Source organism: Vagococcus fluvialis, assembly GCF_003337315.1.
Classification (GTDB): Bacteria; Bacillota; Bacilli; order Lactobacillales; family Vagococcaceae; genus Vagococcus; species Vagococcus fluvialis.
Genome location: NZ_QPJV01000020.1, coordinates 1 through 19,652 on the forward strand (window position 1 = coordinate 1; position 19,652 = coordinate 19,652).

Consider the following 19,652-nt stretch of genomic DNA (forward strand, 5'->3'; position numbering starts at 1 on the left):
AATAAAAGTTGATTAACATCTTAAAGATGTTTAGCTCATTAATTTTAAAACTTGCTAGCGAATTGTATTCACTAAATATGGTTTGTTTCTACTTAGTAGAAACGCCCTACACATTTGGTTTGTCTTACTTTGTTCAGTTTTCAAAGGTCTAATCTGTGTTGCCTTAACAACTTTTATATCATACCAAGTTATTAACTCGTTGTCAACACTTATCTTGAATCTTTTTGTTATTTATTTTCGCTAGAAACCTCTCAACAATCTTTATAAACAAAGAATCTTAAACTGTTTATTTTGTTAGTTGATGTTTTTTAATGTCCCTCAGCGACATGTATTAATATACCAATTATTATCTCTTTCGTCAACTCTTTTTTATTTCTTTTTTTTACTAACTTTACACAATATTTACCAATCAATTGTTCGCTATTCAAATCAAAAATGGATATTTATTCATTCTTTCTTCTTTTTTCTATCTTTTTGCTTGTTTTTTAGAGTTTTTTAGCTATTTTTATTGAAAAATAAAATAAAAAAAAGAAGAAAATTTCTTCTTTTTTTCATTATTTTTATCTCATTGTTGGGAATAATAGGATATCTCTGATTGATTGAGAGTTAGTTAATAGCATTACTAAGCGGTCAATTCCAATTCCTAGTCCACCTGTTGGAGGCATCCCATACTCAAGAGCTTCGATAAAGTCTTCGTCAATTCCTTGCGCTTCATCGTTTCCTAAGTCTTTTTCTTTCATCTGTGCTTCAAAACGTTCACGTTGATCGATTGGATCGTTTAATTCAGTAAAGGCATTTCCATATTCTTTTCCTACTATAAAGACTTCAAAACGATCTGTGAATCTTTCATCTTCTACATTTTTCTTAGCAAGTGGTGAAATTGAAGTTGGATGTCCATAAATAAATGTTGGTTGAATTAATGTTTCTTCTACATATTTTTCAAAGAACTCATTAACTACGTGACCGTAGTCCATATGCTCTCCTAATTCAATGTCATGTTCTTTAGCAATAGCACGTGCTTCTTCATCTGTCATCTCTTTCCAGAAATCAACGCCAGATTCTTCTTTAATGGCATCAACCATATGAATTCTCTTCCATGGTCCTTCTAAGTTAACTTGGTGCTCACCATACTCAATTTGTAATTTACCTAATACTGTTTGAGCTGTATGAGTAATGATACCTTCTGTTAAATCCATAATATCTTTGTAATCAGTATAAGCTGTATATACTTCTAACATGGTAAACTCTGGATTGTGAGTTGTATCAATCCCTTCGTTACGGAAGACACGGCCAATTTCGTAAACTTTTTCCATTCCACCAACGATTAATCGTTTTAAATGTAACTCTAAAGCAATACGTAAATATAATTCCATATCTAATGCGTTGTGGTGAGTAATAAACGGACGAGCTGCTGCTCCACCTGCAATATTATGTAGTGTTGGTGTTTCTACTTCTAAGTAGCCATGTGTATTTAAATAGTTACGTACTTCGCGAATAATTTCGCTACGTTTAACAAATGTGTCAAAACTATCTCTATTACTTACTAAGTCTAAGTAGCGTTGGCGGTATTTTTGCTCAACGTTTGTTAAACCATGATACTTATCTGGTAATGGGCGTAAAGCTTTTGTTAAGAATGTTAAGCTTGTTGGTTTGATTGTTACTTCACCCATATCAGTTTTCATAACTTCACCAGTTACTCCGATAAAGTCACCTAAGTCTGCTTGTTTGAATAAATCATATTCTTCTTCACCAACAGCATCTTTTCTTACGTAAATTTGGATTTGGCCTTCACGGTCTTGTAAATGAGCGAATCCTACTTTACCTTTTCCACGTTTAGTCATCATTCGTCCAGCAACTGTTGCGACTGCTCCTAATTTTGATAACTCTTCTTTTGTATGTTTGTCGTATGTTTCATGTAGTTCTTTAGAGTTAGTTGTACGTTCAAAACGTGAACCAAAAGGATCAAGCCCCTTTTCACGCAATTCCGCCATTTTTTCTCTACGTACGATTAATTGGTCATTCATTTCTTCATGACCTTGAATTTCTTTTGTCACGTTACTTCCTCCTATACTTTTTTGACAATCTGTTCCCTACTATAATGCCATACTAAAACAAAAAAAGGCAAGTCAATTTGCCTTTTCTTCTATATTTATTAACTTGCAATGCCTTTTGCGGCTAAGTTAGCCAAGTACTCGTCAAAAATCGCGATAATTTCGCTTTCTGTTTGTGCTTTATTAATGGCAAGGCGCGCTTTTGTAGCTCTTGGGGCCCCTTTTAAGTAATAAGCTGCATGTTGACGAAACTCTAAACAAGCAATTTTTTCACCTTTTAGTTTGACTAAACGAGATAAATGTAATTTAGCTGTTGCTATTTTAGCTGTTGGTTGTGGTTCTTCTAACAACTCACCTGTTTCTAGGTAATGCTTAGTTCTATAAATCATCCACGGATTTCCTAAAGCCGCACGACCTATCATCACACCATCACAGCCTACGTAATCTAACATACGTTTAGCATCTTCTGGTGTTCTTACATCTCCATTTCCCATAAAAGGAATCGTTAAATGCTTTTTGACTTCTTTTAACACATCCCAGTTAGCTTTACCTTCATACATTTGAACACGAGTTCTACCATGCATCGCAACTGCACCTGCTCCAGCACTTTCTGCCGCTTTGGCATTTTCTACAGCAAAAACATGATCTTCATCCCAACCAATACGCATTTTAACGGTCACTGGTATGTTTACCGCACTTGAAACAGCATCAACCATTTCATAAACTTTGTTTGGATCAAGTAACCATCTTGCACCAGCTTCTGCTTTGATGATTTTACTAACGGGACAGCCCATATTAATATCAATAATATCTGCTGTTGTATTTTCTTCTACAAATTTAGCGGCTTCAACTAAGGTTTCTTTATTACCACCAAAAATTTGTAAACTTAGTGGATGCTCTGCTTCTTCTATATGAAGCATATCTAAAGTCTTTTTGTTTCGCTGCTGAATTCCTTTATCACTAATCATCTCGCACACAACTAGGCCTGCGCCAAATTCTTTAACAGTTAACCTAAAAGCTGAATTACTTATACCTGCCATAGGAGCAACTACAACTCGATTTTCTATTTCTACATTACCTATTTTCCACACAGGTAATTCCTCCTTACTTAATGGCTTCGTCTCTTAACTCTTTTAATTCAGCAGCACTGTATTGATATTTTTCACCACAGAAATGACAAACAGCTTCCGCTCCTTCGTCTTCTTCAATCATTTGTGTTAATTCAGCCTCACCTAATGTGATAATTGCTGAAGCAAAACGTTCTTTAGAACAATCACAGTAATATTGAACTGGCATTGTTTCTAAAATTTCAACATTTTCTTCACCTAATAAACGCTCTAAGATTTTTTCTGGTGTTTCTCCAGCATCAAGTAAATTGGACACTTGAGGAATTTCTGCTAAACGTTTTTCGATTTCAACTAATGTTTCTTCACTAGCTCCTGGCATTACTTGAATCATAAATCCACCAGCTGCTTTCACACAATCGTCTTCACTGTCTTTATCAACTAAGACACTTAAACCAACAGCTGAAGGCACTTGCTCTGAATTAGCTAAGTAATAAGTAAAGTCCTCAGCAATTTCACCTGATACAATTGGCACCTGTCCTGTGATTGGTTCTTTTAAACCTAAATCTTTAACAACACTAAATGTTCCGTTTGATCCAACAGCTCCGCGAACATCAATTTTACCTAATGCATTTGGCGCTAAATTAACTTCCGGATTTTTTACATAACCTTTAACGTTACCTTTACTATCTGCATCAACGACAATAGCACCAAGTGGTCCGTCACCTTGGATTTTTACTGTTAATTTTTCTTCATTTTTATGCATTGCTCCAAGTAATAAAGAACCGGTTAAGGTACGACCCAAAGCTGCAGTTGCCGCACGCCATGTGTCGTGTCTTTCTTGAGCTTCTGTTACAGTATCAGTTGTTCTAACTGCCATGGCACGAATTTCGCCATTAAAGGCTAATGCTTTTACTAAATAATCAGTCATTTTATCGCTTCCTTCTATATAATAATCTTTTCTTGCCACATAAAAAGTGGGCTACACTTTCGTATATCCCACTTATCATAACTTATTTAATTCAATCTGCAAAACGATTTTACTCGTTTGTCGATTCCTCATTAGAGTCTGTTGGTACTTCAACTTCACCATTAGGTAAGCCTTGTCCCTCTTTAGCCTCTTCTTTTTGCTTTTCAGCGTCTTTTCTTGCTAATGCTTCTTTCGCTTCTTCAAATGAACCATCTTTTTCACTTGGAAACTCATCTTTTTCTTCGCTAACTGGCATAGTACCTGTTTCAAAGATTGATGTAATTTCTTTAGCATTTAATGTTTCATGTTCTAATAAAGCTTCTGCAATTAGTTTATGTTGATCACGATGTTCTTCAATAATTTCAACTGCTTTTTGATGAGCAGATTTCAAAATACTGCGAACTTCTTCGTCAATTTGGTAAGCCACTTGTTCAGAGTAAGCTTTTGTTTGACCATAGTCACGACCAACAAAGACTTGATGGTTTCCTTCATATTGTACAGGACCTAGTGAATCACTCATACCGTACTCAGTTACCATTGAACGAGCTAAGTTAGTTGCTTGCTCAAAGTCATTACTTGCTCCAGTAGATTGAACACCAAAGACAATCTCCTCAGCTACACGTCCACCAAGAAGTCCTACAATACGTTCAAACATTTCGTTTTTAGTAATTAAGAATTGATCTTCTTTAGGAAGTGAAATCATATAACCACCAGCGCGGCCACGTGGAACAATCGTTACTTTATGAACGATATTAGCATCATCTAAAACCAACCCACAAATAGTGTGACCAGCTTCATGATAAGCTACTAATTCACGTTGACGTTTACTAATGACACGATCTTTTTTAGCTGGACCTGCGATAACGCGGTCTTGAGCTTCATCAATATCACTTGCATCGATTTTTTTCTTGTTACGACGAGCTGCCACTAAAGCTGCTTCGTTTAAAACATTTTCTAGGTCTGCACCAGCAAAACCTGGTGTTTGTTGTGCTACAACTTTTAAATCCACATCACTTGCTAAAGGTTTGTTACGTGAGTGAACTTTTAAGATTTGCTCACGACCTTTAACGTCTGGTGTTCCAACTAAAATTTGACGGTCAAAACGACCTGGACGAAGTAAAGCAGGGTCCAGTACATCTGAACGGTTTGTTGCAGCAATAACGATAACACCTTCATTACCACCAAATCCGTCCATCTCAACTAGTAATTGGTTAAGTGTTTGTTCACGCTCATCGTGTCCTCCACCCATACCAGCACCACGTTGACGACCAACTGCATCAATCTCATCAATAAAGATAATAGCAGGAGCTGCCTTTTTCGCATTTTCAAATAAATCACGTACACGACTTGCCCCAACACCGACGAACATTTCAACAAAATCTGAACCAGAAATTGAGAAGAATGGTACACCAGCTTCTCCGGCTACAGCTTTTGCTAATAATGTTTTACCAGTTCCTGGAGGTCCCTCTAGTAAAACACCAGCAGGGATACGAGCACCAAGCTCAGCAAAACGTCGTGGATCTTTTAAGAACTCTACTACTTCTACTAATTCTTGTTTTTCTTCTTCAGCACCAGCTACGTCAGAAAAACGAACTGTAATAGATTTTTTATCTGCTTCTTTAGTTTTGGTTTTACCAAAGTTCATAACACCACGGCCACCGCCGCCACCACCTTGGCTACCTTGCCCCATAATCATATAGAATAGGAACACCATGAAAATTAATGGTAAGAAGCTAAATAATAATTGTACCCAAATACCACTACTTGATTGTTCTTTTACAACAAATTTTGTTTCAGCATCTCTTGCTGCTTTACTAATGTCATTAATTGTTGAGTCATTAGGTAATACAGAAGTTGTGAAACGCTTAGATTTAGGTTTTGTTTGACCAAAGACTGGTAACCCGCCTGAATCTGTTATTTTTTGTTCTGTTGTATATTCTCCAGTTATTTTGTATACACCATTAGTTGGTTGAACTGAGAATTCTTTAACTTGTTTGTCTTTTAACTGATTGTAGAACGTTGAATAATTAATGTTTGGTGACTGATCGCCGCCCTGACCAAAGAAGAAATACACAATCATTATCATTGATAAGAAAACAATAATATAATAAAGTGAATTTTTCATCCCTGAATTCTTCTTATTATTCATACATGGCCTCCTTATATATTTAGTTAGTATTAGTTATCAGTAAGTCTTTATTATATCACAAAGAAGTATAAAAACCTTTAATTGTTTTCATAAATCTCAGGTTTTAAAATACCGATGTATGGCATGTTACGGTAATCTTCTGCGTAATCTAAACCATAACCTACAACGAATTCATTTGGTACTTCAAAACCAATATAGTCAGCATCCATCTCAACAACGCGACCTTCTGGTTTATCAAGCATTGTAACGATTTTTACTGATGCGGCTTTTCTGTGTTTTAATAAATCAACTAAATATTTTAATGTACGACCACTGTCAATAATATCTTCAACGATTAAAATATGACGGCCTTCTACTACTGTACTTAAATCTTTTAGTATACGAACTTCTCCTGATGATACAGTTGCATTTCCATAACTTGATACATCCATAAAGTCCATTTCCATGTGAATATCCATTGAACGAACTAAGTCTGATAAAAATGGTACCGCACCTTTTAAGATACCTACCACTAAAGGATTTTTATCTTCATAATCTTTGCTGATTACAGCACCTAAGGCTTTCACGCGCTCTTGAATTTGTTCTTCTGAATAAAATGTTTTTTCAATATCTCTTTCTAACATCTGGTTCTCCTTCCAAACTACTTGTCTTTTTTATAAAGGTAGACAAGCTTATAATGTATTTTATCAGTTTCATCTCGAATACTAAAATAACTTTCTCTAAAAGGGACTAAGCATTTTACCTCTCCCTGATTGTCTTCTGCTATCCAACTTTTTTCCCGTTTCTCTTGAGGTATTTTCTCATCAATAAAATAACGAGAAACTTTTTTTCTTTTCCCAGAACTATCCATAATAAAGCGGTCTCCAGGCTTTCTTTTCCTAATTAAAAGCTGAGTGTCCTCCTCTAATGGAATCATCCAAGATTTTTTTTGCCATTCTTTTAACTCTTCTGGAATCTCTAACTTTTCTTTAAAAAAACCAACCCATTCTGAATCTGACAAATAAATACCTTCATTTAAGTTTAAATAAGTTTCTGTTAGTTTTTTTTCAGTTGTTTTCTGCTGTAAGATTTCTGCTTGATTATAACTACGAGTTAATAACCAATCCTCTTTTAATTTCTGAGTGACATTTGGATGATCGCTTACTAATAAATCATGAATTAGCTCTTGTTGCCTTTTACTAATCACTAACTTAAACCTACGCAAACATTCTTCACTTATTTTATTTAGTAAAAAGTGCTGCTCACTTAAAGTGTAAGATACATAATCAGCGACATTTATTTGGCAGCTATTATCTAGAAACGCTACACTCTCTTCATATAAAGGGGCAATATTTTTTTCTACAATTTCTAAAGCATAGACTAACTCTTCTTGGACTCTTAGTAGCTGCTCATTTAATTTTGGATTTTCCTCTTTCATTTGAGGTAATAAGTTATGACGGAATCTATTTCTTAAATAGGTTGTTTCGTGATTCGTTTCATCCTCATAAAAATCAATCTGATTGTCTTTAGCAAATTGGTATAATTCTCCCTTTTTGATTTCAAGGAGCGGTCTAATCAACTGACCTGTGACAAACTCTCTTTGTGCTTCAATTCCTACTAAACTAGACAAACTACCACCAGTAATTAAGCGCATCATTAATGTTTCTACTTGGTCATCTTCATGATGAGCTGTTAGAAGTTTTCCGATTTGCTCTTCTTTCATCACCTTCGCAAAAAAAGAATAACGATACTCTCTAGCAGCTAACTCTACATTTTGTTTAATTGTAGGTCCTTTTTCCCAAACAGATTCATAAAAAGGGATGCCTAGTTTTAGACAAAGTTCTCTTACAAAGCAAGATTCTTCTTCCGAAATTGCCCGTAATTGATGATTGATGTGAGCGACATGTAAACTTGGTTTCATCTCTCTTGGTAATTCATTAAGTAAGTGTAGTAGCACTACTGAATCAACTCCAGCAGAAACAGCAACCACCACTTTTTCTTTAGGTTGCCACCACTTATTTTTTAAAACGAATTGATTAAATCTTTCTTGTAATCCCATCTACTCACCTCCAAAATAAAATGAAAGAAAAAAGAGTGTGACAAAAGTAAGTCACACTCCCTTAATTAATGACGCCATAACCTCTTTATGATTAACTACGGCGACCGCCACGGCCTCCACGTTTACCTTCAGTATTTCGTTTAATTGAACTTAATCTTTCATCACTATCTTTTAAGAATGAACTCATTAAGTTGTCAAAACCTTCTTTTTTCGGTGCAGGTGCAGCAGGCTTACGATTGTAATTGCCTCCACCTGATCTTTCTGGACGGTCCGAACGGTTGAAATTGTTATTTGGACGTTTACTGAAATCTTTCTTTGGTGCGCGTTGTTCTCTTGCTGGACGCTCTTCTTCGTTTGCTCGTTTAATAGATAAACCGATTTTTCCGTCATTACCAATACTCATGACTTTAACTTCGACTTCATCTCCGACTTTTAACACTTCATTAATATCTTTTACAAAACTATTTGATACTTCACTAATATGGACCAACCCTGTTTTGCCTGCTCCTAAATCAACGAACGCTCCAAAATTGGTAATTCCTGAAACTTTCCCAGGTAATTTTACCCCTACTTCAATTGACATAAAAAATTATTTCCTCCTTGAACCTTCCAAAGTATTTATTGTTATTTGTTACCACTAGTTTGGGTAGAGCTATTATTTAATTCGGGGATACTATAAACTTGTTCTCCCTCTTTTGAGTAGAAATATCTAGCACGTGCGATTTTTTCAACGTATTCTCTGTCATTTAGCAGATCAACTTCACGTTTTAAATCTTTTTCGTTTTTTGCAACGACTTTATACTCTTTTTCTACTTCTTTGCGACTCTCTTGTAATGCAACTAAACGCTGGCTATTTCTAAAAAGGTTAACACCAATTATTGAAAAGACTACAAGAGCTACAGCAAACATAATACCTAACCGACGACGTCTAAAAATTATTTTCTTTTGATCTTTTTGCATTGATTTCATGGTTAGACTTGCTTGTTGTTCTTTATCATATGTCAACAATTTGCGGTCTTTTTTCATACTCTTTAGAATCTCCATTCTTTTTTTAATTACAGATATGTTCATTATACCAAGTCATTAACACAATGTCTAATGCTAATCTAAACTTTCATAAGTTGTTTCACGGGTTTCACTGATGATTTCGTATAAGTCTTTTGCTTCATCTTTTTTCGTTGTATCTTTCAAATCTAAGACTTTTACCTCCAATGTTTTATTACCAAATAATATTTTTAGATTATCACCAATTTTAACATTTGTTGAAGATTTTGCTAATTGTCCGTTCACTTGGATACGACCTTTATCAGCAATTTCTTTAGCAACTGTTCTTCTTTTAATAATTCTAGATACTTTTAAAAATTTATCTAATCGCATATTGTCACCTCTATTTTTTATTTTTCATTCGTTTGACTATTTTTTCTCCAAAGGGTAGCATACGCCACTCTTCTTCTGTAAATAAATTATTTTTAATCATCCCACTAATATAAACAAGTGCCCCTAAAAAGACACCGATTAAAGCTAGGACAAAATCTCCTAAACGGCTAAACTGATACCAGTTTAAGCCTTCTAACACAACTCGGTAAATGATTAATGTAATAACCATTAAGCCTAAATTGATACTTAATTTAATTCGGTAGTCTTTTCCTGTTTTGTGTCTTGGCATTGTTTGGTTTAAATACCATTTCAACACCCCTAGACAAACCAGTAAGCCAAATAGAGTACTTAGACTAGCACCTACTGTTTTAAAGTAGAAAGTCAAAAGTGGGGTTTGGACTATTTTAGTAAAAAGTCCTGCTAGTGCCGCAAATAACTGATAGCGAACAATGTTTTGACTCTGGTAAATGGTTTGATAGGTTTGAATCATAGACACAAAATAAATAGATAAGACGAATAAACTTAACGTCAATTCTTGCTGATTATCACTAAATAGCGTGATATTTATATAGGGTAGGACTAAGGCTAGTCCTACAGCTGCCGCAACTGCAATCACTCGTGAGACTTTAATATAAGAAAAAACCATTTGCTCATATTCCTTTTTCTCACGGTTCATAAAATGTTTGGTTAAAGGTGGTAGAAAAGCTGCCGTCATACTAACTGCAACAACAAGACCCAATTGAACTAGTGGCTGCCCTCTATCAAAGACACCTTTTGCAATTTTAGCAGATAAATCATCCATACCACCATAGACTAAAAATTGTTTAACTGTAAAAGCATCGACTAACTGAAATACAATTAGGTAGGCACTAAAAAAGCATAGAGTACCACCTTCAATGATTAACCGCTTAGCAAAATGCCTTAGCTCTTTTATATCGTGACCTTTTAATTTTAATTTAAAAGGATGCTGTTTACTATAACTTCTTAATACAACTAAGCCTAAAAAACCACCTACAAGAGCGCCGAGCATAGCGTAACTTCCTACTGTATAAACGGACCAATCAAAGATAGTGAATAAATAACCTGCTCCTAAAATAACTAATACACGAGTACCTTGTTCCACTAATTGAGAAATAGCAGTTGGTTTCATCTCTAGCTTCCCTTGAAAAAAACCTCGATAAGTCGATAAAAAAGGAACCAGTAAAAAAATGAAAGCCACTATTCTAATTAAAGGCTCTAAGTTCACATCTCCCATAACTTTAGCAATATGATAGGCTAAAAAATATAAAAAGAGAAACATGATTAAAGATAAGGAGCTCACTACAATGAAGAAAAAGTTTAATTTTTTTTCTTGCTCATCTTCTGTGTTACTAGCTGCCAGTATTTTAGATAAATAAATCGGTAAGCCTGTTAAAGCTAAAGTCATCCCTATCCCGTAAATCGGATAAATTTGTTGATACACATAAAATCCTTCGTCACCAACTAAATTTTGATAAGGCACACGGTAGACAGCACTTAATAGCTTAACACCAAAAGACGTGAGGGTTAAAATGACGGTTCCTTGTAGCATATTTTTCTCTAAGGATTTATCTGACATATCAACTCACCTCATTTACCCTTGCTTTTTAGCTTGTTTAGCGTATTTTTGCTCACGTAAAGCTTCAATAAATTGAGCCACTTCTTGTAGCCAAGCTGCCTCTGTTATTTGTTTTGTTAATTTTAAATTAATTGCTAGCGCATCATCAGAACTTAACTCTGCTTTTAAAGTCGTTGCTGATAAAGCTTTAAAGATTTGCTCAATTGTGTAGGCATTAGTCCCAGCTTTTGATAATAAAACTTCAATCACCATGCCACGTTTTTGAATTTTTTCAACTAAAGCAAAATCACTATTCATCTTAATCAAACCAACTGTTAGAAGATTAGCTACTTCATCAGGATATTCACCAAAACGGTCTAGTAAATCTCCCTCTAGCTCCTCAAACATCTCTTGACTTTCTAATTGACGAATTCGTTTATAGATTTCAATTTTTTGTCTTTCGTCTTCTATATATTCAGTTGGAATATAAGCATCAATTCCTAAATCAATTTCAGTAATTGTTTTAGTGTCTTTACTTTCAGTACCACGTTTTCGATTAACTGCTTCTGTTAACATTTGTGTATACATATCAAAACCAACAGAATCAATAAAGCCGTGCTGTTGTGCTCCTAATAAATTACCTGCTCCACGAATAGATAAATCTCGCATAGCAATCTTAAATCCTGAACCAAGTTCGGTAAAATCTTTAATAACTTGCAGACGTTTTTCACTGACTTCAGTTAAGACTTTTTGCGGTTCATACATGAAATATGCATAAGCCACACGGTTACTACGACCAACACGTCCTCTTAATTGATACAACTGAGATAGTCCCATGTAATCCGCATTTTCTACAAACAAAGTATTCACATTAGGAATATCTACACCTGTTTCAATAATTGTCGTTGTGACTAAAATATCGTAATCTCCATTAATAAATTCTAACAAGCGATTTTCTAGTTGCACTTCTGTCATTTGACCATGAGCATAACTGATTCTAGCATCTGGTACTAAAGCTTGCAGTTCATCGACTTTTTGCTCAATGGTATCCACTCTATTATAGAGATAGAAAATCTGACCACCACGAGCAATTTCTCTCTCACAAGCCTCACGAATCGCCCCTGGATTTTTCTCCATCACATAAGTTTGAACTGGGTAACGATTTGCAGGTGGGGTTTCAATAACTGATAAATCACGTACACCTAACATGGACATGTGAAGTGTTCTCGGAATCGGTGTGGCCGTTAAAGTTAAGACATCCACTTGAGACTTAATTTGCTTTAGACGTTCTTTATGTTTTACGCCAAAACGTTGCTCCTCATCTACAATCAACAAACCTAAATCCATAAACTCAATATCTTTAGATAAAACACGGTGCGTTCCAACGACAATATCTACTTGGCCTTTTTTTAATTTCTCAGCTGTTTCATTTTGCTGTTTTTTCGTTCTAAAACGACTAAGTAAATCAACATTTACTGGGAAATTAGCAAACCTGTCACGCATTGTTTCGTAATGTTGCTGAGCTAAAATAGTTGTTGGAACTAAAAAGGCTACTTGTTTGCCATCTCTAACAGCTTTAAAGGCTGCTCTGATAGCGACTTCTGTTTTCCCGTAACCAACATCTCCTACAAGCAGGCGGTCCATCGGTCTTTCTTTTTCCATATCTTGCTTGATTTCTTGAATACTACGTAACTGATCCTCTGTCTCTGAATAAGGGAAGTTACCTTCAAATTCCATTTGATACTCATCATCTGGTCCAAAAGCATAACCTTTTTCAGCTTCACGAGCCGCATAAAGTTTAATTAAATCATCAGCAATGTCTTCAACACGAGCTGAGACTTTATTTTTTGTTTTAACCCATTCAGAACCACCCAATTTATTAACTCGCGGTGTTTTAGATTCAGAAGCAACATATTTTTGAATTAAATCAAGCTGAGTAACAGGAATAAATAATTTGTCATTATTTTTATAAAGAATAGTCATGTAATCTTGATGGACTCCAGCACTAAGTAAGGTTTCCATTCCAATATATTTACCAATCCCGTGATTTGCGTGAACTACATAATCTCCTGGTTTTAGCTCGTTATAACTTTTTAATCTTTCTGCATTAGAAATAGTTTGCTTACGTGCTCTCTTTTTACCTTGAGTGTGTAAGATTTCTTTTTCTACTAAAATAACTAATTTTTCATCAGGTAATTCAAAACCAGCTGCTAAGTTTCCAGTTTGAATTTGAACTTCACCTGTTAACAATTTATTACTATTATTAATCACTGTTGGAATTTCAAAATCTAAAAAGAGATTTTCGATTTTTTCTGTTCGCTCTTCATTGTCTGCTAAAACAACCACAGTATGTTTTTGCTTACGCCATCTTTCAATCTCAGTTTTAAGAAGTGGCATTTGACCGAAAAATTGTTGCATTGTACGGTACTCAAAGGGATGAATACTAGAAAATCTTAAATTTCCCATTCCCTTTTGGAATAATGAAAAATACGTTTTACTTTGCTTAGCGCCTTTTAAAATACTTCTAAAGTCGCCGCCTAATTCATGTTCTTCAAAATAGATGCCCTCTTCAAGTTTTAGCGTTACCCACTCGGCTTCTTCTCGTAATAACTCGCGCTCACTTTCAACTTGACGACTGTAATCATCTACTAAAATAAAATCATCTGCACCTAAATAATCCGTTAAGAAAAACTTATCTTCATACAGTAAATCTGTATACATTTTGACTTCTTCTGTTGGATGACCTTGGGCCCATTCTTCCACTAAGTAACTAAAGTGAGCCGAAATACGTTCCTTATCCTCACCTGGTGCCATCTTTTCTAATTTTTCAGCTGCTAATTTTTCTAAACGCTCACTACCACTAGTTAGCTCTTCCTTTGTTAGTGGTGTGTCCATAGCAGGTGTCACTAAAATCTTATCAATCTCACCAATCGAGCGCTGGGTTTCCACATCAAATAAACGTAGTGATTCAATTTCATCATCAAATAAATCAATACGTACAGGATATTCGCTTGTTAACGGGTAAATATCAACAATGCTTCCCCGAATACTAAACTCTCCCGGTTTTCCTATCATTTGCTCTTTTTGATACCCAATTAGAACTAAAGTTTCTGCCAAAGTACTTAAATCTAGAATCCCGTCTTTTTCAAAAACTAAGGTTTGTTTTTGCCAATTCTCAGGATTTGGTAAATAACGACGCAAACCAGCTAATGATGTCACTAAAATTCCTGGTTCATCATTGACTAAAAAGTTTAAGGCATTGATTCTATCTGATAAAGCTTCAGGTGAAGAAAAAGACATCTCAACAGCTGCTACTTCATCAACTGGAAAATAATGTAAGTACTTTTCTTCTATTATGTGTTGCAGATCATCTATTAATTTACTGCCATAGTATAGATTGGGAGTCACAACTAGTATTTTATTTTCTTTAGCCAGCAAAGTTCCCATAGCTAATGTTTTAGCAGAACCTGCTAGTCCAGTGATTAAATGTGAAGACTCTTTGGTTAATTGCTCTTGCCATTCTTTTACTTTGGCACTTTGGCTAATTCGACCAACTAGTGCTTGATTCAAATGCATACTAGATCTCCTTTTCTTATTTTTTTGAGTTAAACTGATTCATGGTGTTTACAAAATCATGGCCACTTGCCCAATAAAGTGAAGCTTCTGCTGATAACTGAACAGCTTTTAACATCTCTTCATGGGTGTCTTTTGGAAATGTACTTAACACATAAGACACGACTTCCTTACCATTTTTCGGGCGATCAATGCCAACTTTAATACGGTTAAATTCATTTGTCCCTAAATGAGCAATCAAACTTTTGATTCCGTTATGACCACCAGCGCTACCTTTTTCTCTTAAGCGAATACGGCCAATTGGTAAATCTAAATCATCATAAATCACTAAAATATCTTCTTCAGATAAATTATAATAATCCATTAAAGGCCTGATTGAGCGACCTGATTCATTCATAAATGTTTGTGGCTTAGCTAGGATAATTTTTTCTCCATTTAAGAAAAATTCAGCTGTATCTGCTTCAAACTGAGTTTTATTAAACTCAACTTTTTCTTGATACGCGATTTCATCTAAAGCTATAAAGCCAATATTGTGTTTTGTTCCTCGGTATTTACTTCCTGGATTACCAAGTCCAACGATTAATTTCATGGTTAATCTCCTCTAAATTTTTATATTTAATTAAGCAGAAAATATCCGCGCACACACTTGTGCCCAGATTTTAGATTAGTATATCATATTTTAAGCACTTTCATTAAAATAAAGGCTATTTCCTAGTACTTTTAAGTTTATTTAAACTATTTTTAGTAAATTCATTCCAAATGACTTTGTTATTTTTGAATGTTATAATAACACAAAATAAATTAACAAAGGAGAGGTATTTTTATGATTAAAACAAATAGCGAACATCAAAAAATCATCGTGGTTGGAAATGGCGCTGTCGGTTCGAGCTATACTTTTGCTTTAGTAACACAAAACATTGCCCAAGAAATAGGGATTATTGATATAGATAAAGATAAAGCTGAGGGAGATGCTATTGATTTATCTCACGCTTTAGCTTTCACTTCACCTAAAAAAATCTATGCTGCTAACTATTCAGATTGTCACGATGCTGATATTGTTGTCATTACAGCTGGTGCGGCACAAAAACCTGGTGAAACACGTTTAGATTTAGTTAATAAAAACCTTAAAATTTTCAAAAGTATTGTAGAAGAAATCGTTGCATCTGGTTTTGATGGTATTTTCTTAATTGCTACAAACCCAGTAGACATCTTAACTTACGCCACATGGAAGTTCTCTGGTTTTCCAAAACACAAAGTAATTGGTAGTGGAACATCTCTTGATTCAGCTCGCTTCCGTCAATCAATTGCTGAATTAGTTGGTGTCGATGCTCGTAACGTGCATGGTTATATTTTAGGTGAACACGGAGATACTGAGTTTCCAGTTTGGTCTCATGCTAACGTGGCTGGTCTTCAAATCTATGAATGGGTTAAAGACCACCCAGAAACAGATGAAGAAGAATTAGTTAACTTATTCTTTAACGTGCGAGATGCGGCTTATACGATTATTGAGAAAAAAGGAGCTACTTTCTACGGTATCGCAGTTGCCTTAGCGCGTATTACAAAAGCTATTTTAAATGATGAAAATGCTGTTCTACCATTATCTGTTTACTTAAACGGACATTACGGATTAGAAGATATCTTTATTGGAGCTCCTGCGATTGTTAACCGTCGCGGTATTCAAAATGTTATTGAAATTCCTTTAACAGATGCCGAAAAAGAAAAATATCATTACTCAGCTGAAAAGCTAAAAGAAGTAATGGACACAGCTTTCGAACAACTAGAAAAAGAAGACTAAAATAAAAGAAGAACTGTGACGAAATAGGTCACAGTTCCTTTTTGTTTTTCTCGGTATACGGTGTAACAGAATTAGCTTCTTATTTCTTGAAGCTAATTCTGTTACAACCTTTTTATTCATACCATTTAGTTGTTTCAATTAACATCACATGGCGAATTAGATCAAAAGGAACTTTAGTTTCGTTAATATAAAGCCCTGTTTCATCGTAACCTTCAATAAATCCAAAAATATCAGGTAAAAAATCACCTTCAATATCCTTCATATTCAGTTGAATACTGACTTGTTGGTATTTAAATAAAGCATAGTCGATTAACTGATACATATCACTCTCTGCCATTTCGTCTTTTCCGGCAATTACTGCGTAGCGATTGTTTCGATCTTTTTCAATACTTGCCGTATGCTCAGATAAATAAAAACCATTGTACTTCATCATGCCACGATCTACATAATAACGATTTAATTCCATGTAATTCCCTCCATTCCGCCAGCGTGACCGCCAACTAAATTTGAGCGATTAATTGCTGTTGCTCCCTCCATCAAACTACTCGCATGAACAATTGAACCAAAGCCATAATTTCGCCTAATTTTATCTACCGCTTTATCTAAAACATACGTCGAAATAACTTCTTCAGGTTCTTCAAATAAATTTAGCTGAAGTAAGGTGTCATCTGTTAACTTAGAGCAATGAACGCCTAAATTTCTAACGGCTGCACCTTTATAAAACTTATCAAATAGTAATAACGCATGAGCCACAATTTCTTTAGATAGATTCGTACTTGGAATTTTCATTTGCCTAGAAAACCCAGACTCACCTTCATTTCTAGAATAACCAACAGAAATATGAATACACTCTGTTTTTACACCTTGGTTTCTAAGTCTTGCTGCGACTTGTTCTGCCATCTCTTTTAAAACAATTTTCGTTTCAGCGCTATGAACATAATCCTTCATTAACACCTGACTATTACCAATACTTTTAGATTTAGCTACATGTCTATCCGAAATATCCGTCCGATCAATACCCCAAGCATGCGCAACTAACTGTTGTCCCATAACACCCATAGCATCTTTCATATAGAAAAAATCATAATGAGCTAAATCATAGATTGACTGAATTCCTTTACGTTGTAATCTGAGCTCAGTTTTTTTGTTGATACCCCAAAAATCAGTCATTTTAGGGATTTTCCAAACTGTATTGGGGACATCTTCATAGTGCCAAGTAGCAATCATATCCTGATTTTCTTTAGCGGCATTATCTAAAGCCAGCTTACTAAGCAACATATTATCCCCAATACCTATCGTGCAATAAAGACCTAGCTTTTGAAGAATTTCTTTCTGGAATCGTCTAGCAAACTCATACGGCGTGAGATTGAATAATTTTTGTGAGGCATTTACCCTGACAAAAGTTTCATCAACTGAATAAATCCAAATATCTTCATCTCCTACATAACGTCTAAAAATAGCATTAATCTCCCTATTTTTTTCTAGATATAAATTCATTCTTGGGGGAACAATCATTAAATCTTTATGATAAGGGATTTCATATTTTCTAGTAACATTAGTAATGCCTAATACTTTCTTAGCCATGGGTGAAGCAGATAAAGCCAAACCACCAGGCTGATCTTCTCTACTCATTACAACTAATAAAGCTTCTGATGGATCTTCTCCATGCTCCACGCACTCAACAGAAGCATAAAAGGATTTCATATCAATACAGAGAATCGCTTCACGTTTTTCCAAATCGTAATTAAAATATTGTTGATTATTAAATCCCACAACAATACCTTCTTTCAAAATATCTTTATAATCACATTATACGAATGTACGTTCGTTTTGTAAAGATGAATTGTCAAATTAAGTGCAACACTTAAAAAAATGATAGAAACTCATTCGTTATTTTCAACTAGAGTATAATTTATTCAAAAAATACTTCGTTTAGGAAATACTTTAATAAAAAAATGATTATATAGATGATGTTAGAAAATATTATGATTTATAAAATACATGTACGACATGTTTTAAGTTAAATTTAGTAATTTTCCATAAAAAACTTCGTAAGGTGTTAGCCAGTTTAAACACTTCCGAGGTCTTAAATTTATTTTATCTACAAAGTTTTCTATATATTCGTCAACATAATCACCAATGTCTTTTCTTTTAGGAAGAAATATGCAAGATCTAATCACCATTGTTAATCAGTTAAGTGACAGAGGAATTAGCTTTTATAGTATTCAAGAAAACATTACTATGGATAAATCTAGTTCGACTGGGCAATTAATGTTTCACTTATTTGCGGCGTTTGCTGAATTCGAAAGAAACTTAATTCTTGAACGATTTGTAGCCGGTAGAGAAGCTGCGAGAGCGAGAGGGTGTTTTGATGGTCGACCAGAAAAACTTACCTCAAAAGATGTGGCACTTCTTAAAACATTAGCAGATAGTGGCACTCCCATAAAAACTATTGCTGAAAGTTGGAATATTTCTAGAACTACTGTCTATAGATATCTAAATAAAATTGATAATCAAAATAGAAAGTAGTATATAATAGATGAAATATGTCGTTAGAAAAGGATGATCTTGATGAATATCAAAAATAAAAAGTTTGTATTTACTGGAGCCTTAATAACAATGAGTAGAAAACAAGCACAAGCATTAGTATTTTCACTTGGTGGAAAAATACAGAAGAGCATCTCAAAGAGTACTACCGTTTTAGTAATAGAAGCGACACAAAAAAGAAATGAGAAGAAACATTTTATTACTATAATTAATAAAAAAAAATTAATGAAAAAAAGTTTTTATCATTAATTATAGAAGACTTAAATCTATTACATAGAAATTTATAGATAACTATGGTTGAATCTGGTTTGGATGTTGCTTCGATAGCGTAAAATATTTTGTGTAAATAGAAATTTTAGGTAGATAAAAAGAAAGTCTATTCTGTAAAATTAAAGTTACCACAACCGAAATTTTATAGGAGGACTTTCTCATGACTAATTTTACTACAGAAATTATGGAAACACTAATCAATAAAGGTGATTTAGATGACTTATTCTGTCGTCATCTAGAAT

Annotated in this window: 16 protein-coding genes and 1 pseudogene; 3 read left to right on the forward strand and 14 right to left on the reverse strand. The window is 34.4% G+C overall.

Annotated features, from left to right (window positions below; all coding sequences use genetic code 11):
• Positions 1 to 560: 560 nt before the first annotated feature.
• The 12 genes from lysS to pth all read right to left on the reverse strand — a co-directional run bounded on the left by lysS (position 561) and on the right by pth (position 15,387).
• Entirely contained in the window at positions 561 to 2,024 is a 1,464-nt protein-coding gene (lysS, locus tag DFR54_RS12850) for a lysine--tRNA ligase (protein WP_170126968.1), read from the reverse strand.
• Between the two features lie 128 nt (positions 2,025 to 2,152).
• Positions 2,153 to 3,142 (reverse strand): tRNA dihydrouridine synthase DusB, encoded by a 990-nt coding sequence (gene dusB / locus DFR54_RS12855; RefSeq protein WP_114290554.1) that lies wholly within the window; start codon positions 3,140 to 3,142, stop codon positions 2,153 to 2,155.
• A 13-nt stretch (positions 3,143 to 3,155) separates the two neighbouring features.
• Positions 3,156 to 4,046 (reverse strand): Hsp33 family molecular chaperone HslO, encoded by an 891-nt coding sequence (gene hslO, locus DFR54_RS12860; RefSeq protein ID WP_114290555.1) that lies wholly within the window; start codon positions 4,044 to 4,046, stop codon positions 3,156 to 3,158.
• 109 nt (positions 4,047 to 4,155) lie between these two features.
• Positions 4,156 to 6,234 carry an ATP-dependent zinc metalloprotease FtsH gene (gene ftsH, locus DFR54_RS12865; RefSeq protein ID WP_114290556.1) on the reverse strand — a complete coding sequence of 693 codons (2,079 nt, stop codon included), beginning with the start codon at positions 6,232 to 6,234 and terminating at the stop codon, positions 4,156 to 4,158.
• A 77-nt stretch (positions 6,235 to 6,311) separates the two neighbouring features.
• Positions 6,312 to 6,857, reverse strand: a complete 546-nt coding sequence (gene hpt / locus DFR54_RS12870) for a hypoxanthine phosphoribosyltransferase (protein ID WP_114290557.1) — start codon at positions 6,855 to 6,857, stop codon at positions 6,312 to 6,314.
• A 17-nt stretch (positions 6,858 to 6,874) separates the two neighbouring features.
• Positions 6,875 to 8,272: a tRNA lysidine(34) synthetase TilS gene (gene tilS, locus DFR54_RS12875; protein ID WP_114290558.1), complete on the reverse strand. Its 1,398-nt coding sequence runs from the start codon at positions 8,270 to 8,272 to the stop codon at positions 6,875 to 6,877.
• Positions 8,273 to 8,363: 91 nt separating this feature from the next.
• On the reverse strand, positions 8,364 to 8,855 hold the full coding sequence (locus DFR54_RS12880; RefSeq protein ID WP_114290559.1) for a S1 domain-containing RNA-binding protein: 492 nt from the start codon (positions 8,853 to 8,855) through the stop codon (positions 8,364 to 8,366).
• Positions 8,856 to 8,896: 41 nt separating this feature from the next.
• Complete coding sequence (locus DFR54_RS12885; RefSeq protein ID WP_167800632.1) at positions 8,897 to 9,298, reverse strand: FtsB family cell division protein; 402 nt, start codon at positions 9,296 to 9,298, stop codon at positions 8,897 to 8,899.
• Positions 9,299 to 9,373: 75 nt separating this feature from the next.
• The gene (locus DFR54_RS12890) at positions 9,374 to 9,649 is read right to left on the reverse strand and encodes an RNA-binding S4 domain-containing protein (protein ID WP_086340632.1); all 276 of its coding nucleotides are present in this window, start codon (positions 9,647 to 9,649) and stop codon (positions 9,374 to 9,376) included.
• A 10-nt stretch (positions 9,650 to 9,659) separates the two neighbouring features.
• Entirely contained in the window at positions 9,660 to 11,246 is a 1,587-nt protein-coding gene (locus DFR54_RS12895) for a putative polysaccharide biosynthesis protein (protein WP_114290561.1), read from the reverse strand.
• Positions 11,247 to 11,261: 15 nt separating this feature from the next.
• A complete protein-coding gene (mfd, locus tag DFR54_RS12900; protein ID WP_114290562.1) occupies positions 11,262 to 14,801 on the reverse strand; it encodes a transcription-repair coupling factor in 3,540 nt (1,179 codons plus the stop codon).
• Positions 14,802 to 14,817: 16 nt separating this feature from the next.
• The gene (pth, locus tag DFR54_RS12905; RefSeq protein WP_114290563.1) at positions 14,818 to 15,387 is read right to left on the reverse strand and encodes an aminoacyl-tRNA hydrolase; all 570 of its coding nucleotides are present in this window, start codon (positions 15,385 to 15,387) and stop codon (positions 14,818 to 14,820) included.
• A gap of 234 nt (positions 15,388 to 15,621) precedes the next feature.
• On the opposite strand from pth, the gene DFR54_RS12910 reads away from it, so the two are divergent.
• Entirely contained in the window at positions 15,622 to 16,593 is a 972-nt protein-coding gene (locus tag DFR54_RS12910; protein WP_086340636.1) for an L-lactate dehydrogenase, read from the forward strand.
• A gap of 112 nt (positions 16,594 to 16,705) precedes the next feature.
• Here DFR54_RS12910 and DFR54_RS12915 read toward each other — a convergent pair whose 3' ends face one another.
• Together DFR54_RS12915 and DFR54_RS12920 are read right to left on the reverse strand one after the other, a co-directional pair.
• A complete protein-coding gene (locus DFR54_RS12915; protein WP_114290564.1) occupies positions 16,706 to 17,059 on the reverse strand; it encodes a hypothetical protein in 354 nt (117 codons plus the stop codon).
• Positions 17,050 to 18,297: a Y-family DNA polymerase gene (locus DFR54_RS12920; RefSeq protein ID WP_114290566.1), complete on the reverse strand. Its 1,248-nt coding sequence runs from the start codon at positions 18,295 to 18,297 to the stop codon at positions 17,050 to 17,052. The genes DFR54_RS12915 and DFR54_RS12920 overlap by 10 nt, the downstream gene beginning before the upstream one ends.
• Before the next feature lie 447 nt (positions 18,298 to 18,744).
• Between DFR54_RS12920 and DFR54_RS12925 the strand changes: the two are divergent.
• Both DFR54_RS12925 and DFR54_RS12930 read left to right on the forward strand, forming a co-directional pair.
• A pseudogene (locus tag DFR54_RS12925) lies at positions 18,745 to 19,122 on the forward strand (recombinase family protein); the annotation flags it as partial.
• Positions 19,123 to 19,164: 42 nt separating this feature from the next.
• Complete coding sequence (locus DFR54_RS12930; RefSeq protein ID WP_211315065.1) at positions 19,165 to 19,389, forward strand: BRCT domain-containing protein; 225 nt, start codon at positions 19,165 to 19,167, stop codon at positions 19,387 to 19,389.
• Positions 19,390 to 19,652: the final 263 nt, after the last annotated feature.

Excerpts from the sequence above, each read along its gene's own strand:
- lysS (WP_170126968.1), bottom strand. The coding sequence starts at position 2,024 with ATGAATGACCAATTAATCGTACGTAGAGAAAAAATGGCGGAATTGCGT.
- hslO (WP_114290555.1), bottom strand. The coding sequence starts at position 4,046 with ATGACTGATTATTTAGTAAAAGCATTAGCCTTTAATGGCGAAATTCGT.
- ftsH (WP_114290556.1), bottom strand. The coding sequence starts at position 6,234 with ATGAATAATAAGAAGAATTCAGGGATGAAAAATTCACTTTATTATATT.
- hpt (WP_114290557.1), bottom strand. The coding sequence starts at position 6,857 with ATGTTAGAAAGAGATATTGAAAAAACATTTTATTCAGAAGAACAAATT.
- tilS (WP_114290558.1), bottom strand. The coding sequence starts at position 8,272 with ATGGGATTACAAGAAAGATTTAATCAATTCGTTTTAAAAAATAAGTGG.
- DFR54_RS12880 (WP_114290559.1), bottom strand. The coding sequence starts at position 8,855 with ATGTCAATTGAAGTAGGGGTAAAATTACCTGGGAAAGTTTCAGGAATT.
- DFR54_RS12885 (WP_167800632.1), bottom strand. The coding sequence starts at position 9,298 with ATGAAAAAAGACCGCAAATTGTTGACATATGATAAAGAACAACAAGCA.
- DFR54_RS12890 (WP_086340632.1), bottom strand. The coding sequence starts at position 9,649 with ATGCGATTAGATAAATTTTTAAAAGTATCTAGAATTATTAAAAGAAGA.
- DFR54_RS12895 (WP_114290561.1), bottom strand. The coding sequence starts at position 11,246 with ATGTCAGATAAATCCTTAGAGAAAAATATGCTACAAGGAACCGTCATT.
- mfd (WP_114290562.1), bottom strand. The coding sequence starts at position 14,801 with ATGCATTTGAATCAAGCACTAGTTGGTCGAATTAGCCAAAGTGCCAAA.
- pth (WP_114290563.1), bottom strand. The coding sequence starts at position 15,387 with ATGAAATTAATCGTTGGACTTGGTAATCCAGGAAGTAAATACCGAGGA.
- DFR54_RS12910 (WP_086340636.1), top strand. The coding sequence starts at position 15,622 with ATGATTAAAACAAATAGCGAACATCAAAAAATCATCGTGGTTGGAAAT.
- DFR54_RS12915 (WP_114290564.1), bottom strand. The coding sequence starts at position 17,059 with ATGGAATTAAATCGTTATTATGTAGATCGTGGCATGATGAAGTACAAT.
- DFR54_RS12920 (WP_114290566.1), bottom strand. The coding sequence starts at position 18,297 with ATGAAATCCTTTTATGCTTCTGTTGAGTGCGTGGAGCATGGAGAAGAT.
- DFR54_RS12930 (WP_211315065.1), top strand. The coding sequence starts at position 19,165 with ATGAATATCAAAAATAAAAAGTTTGTATTTACTGGAGCCTTAATAACA.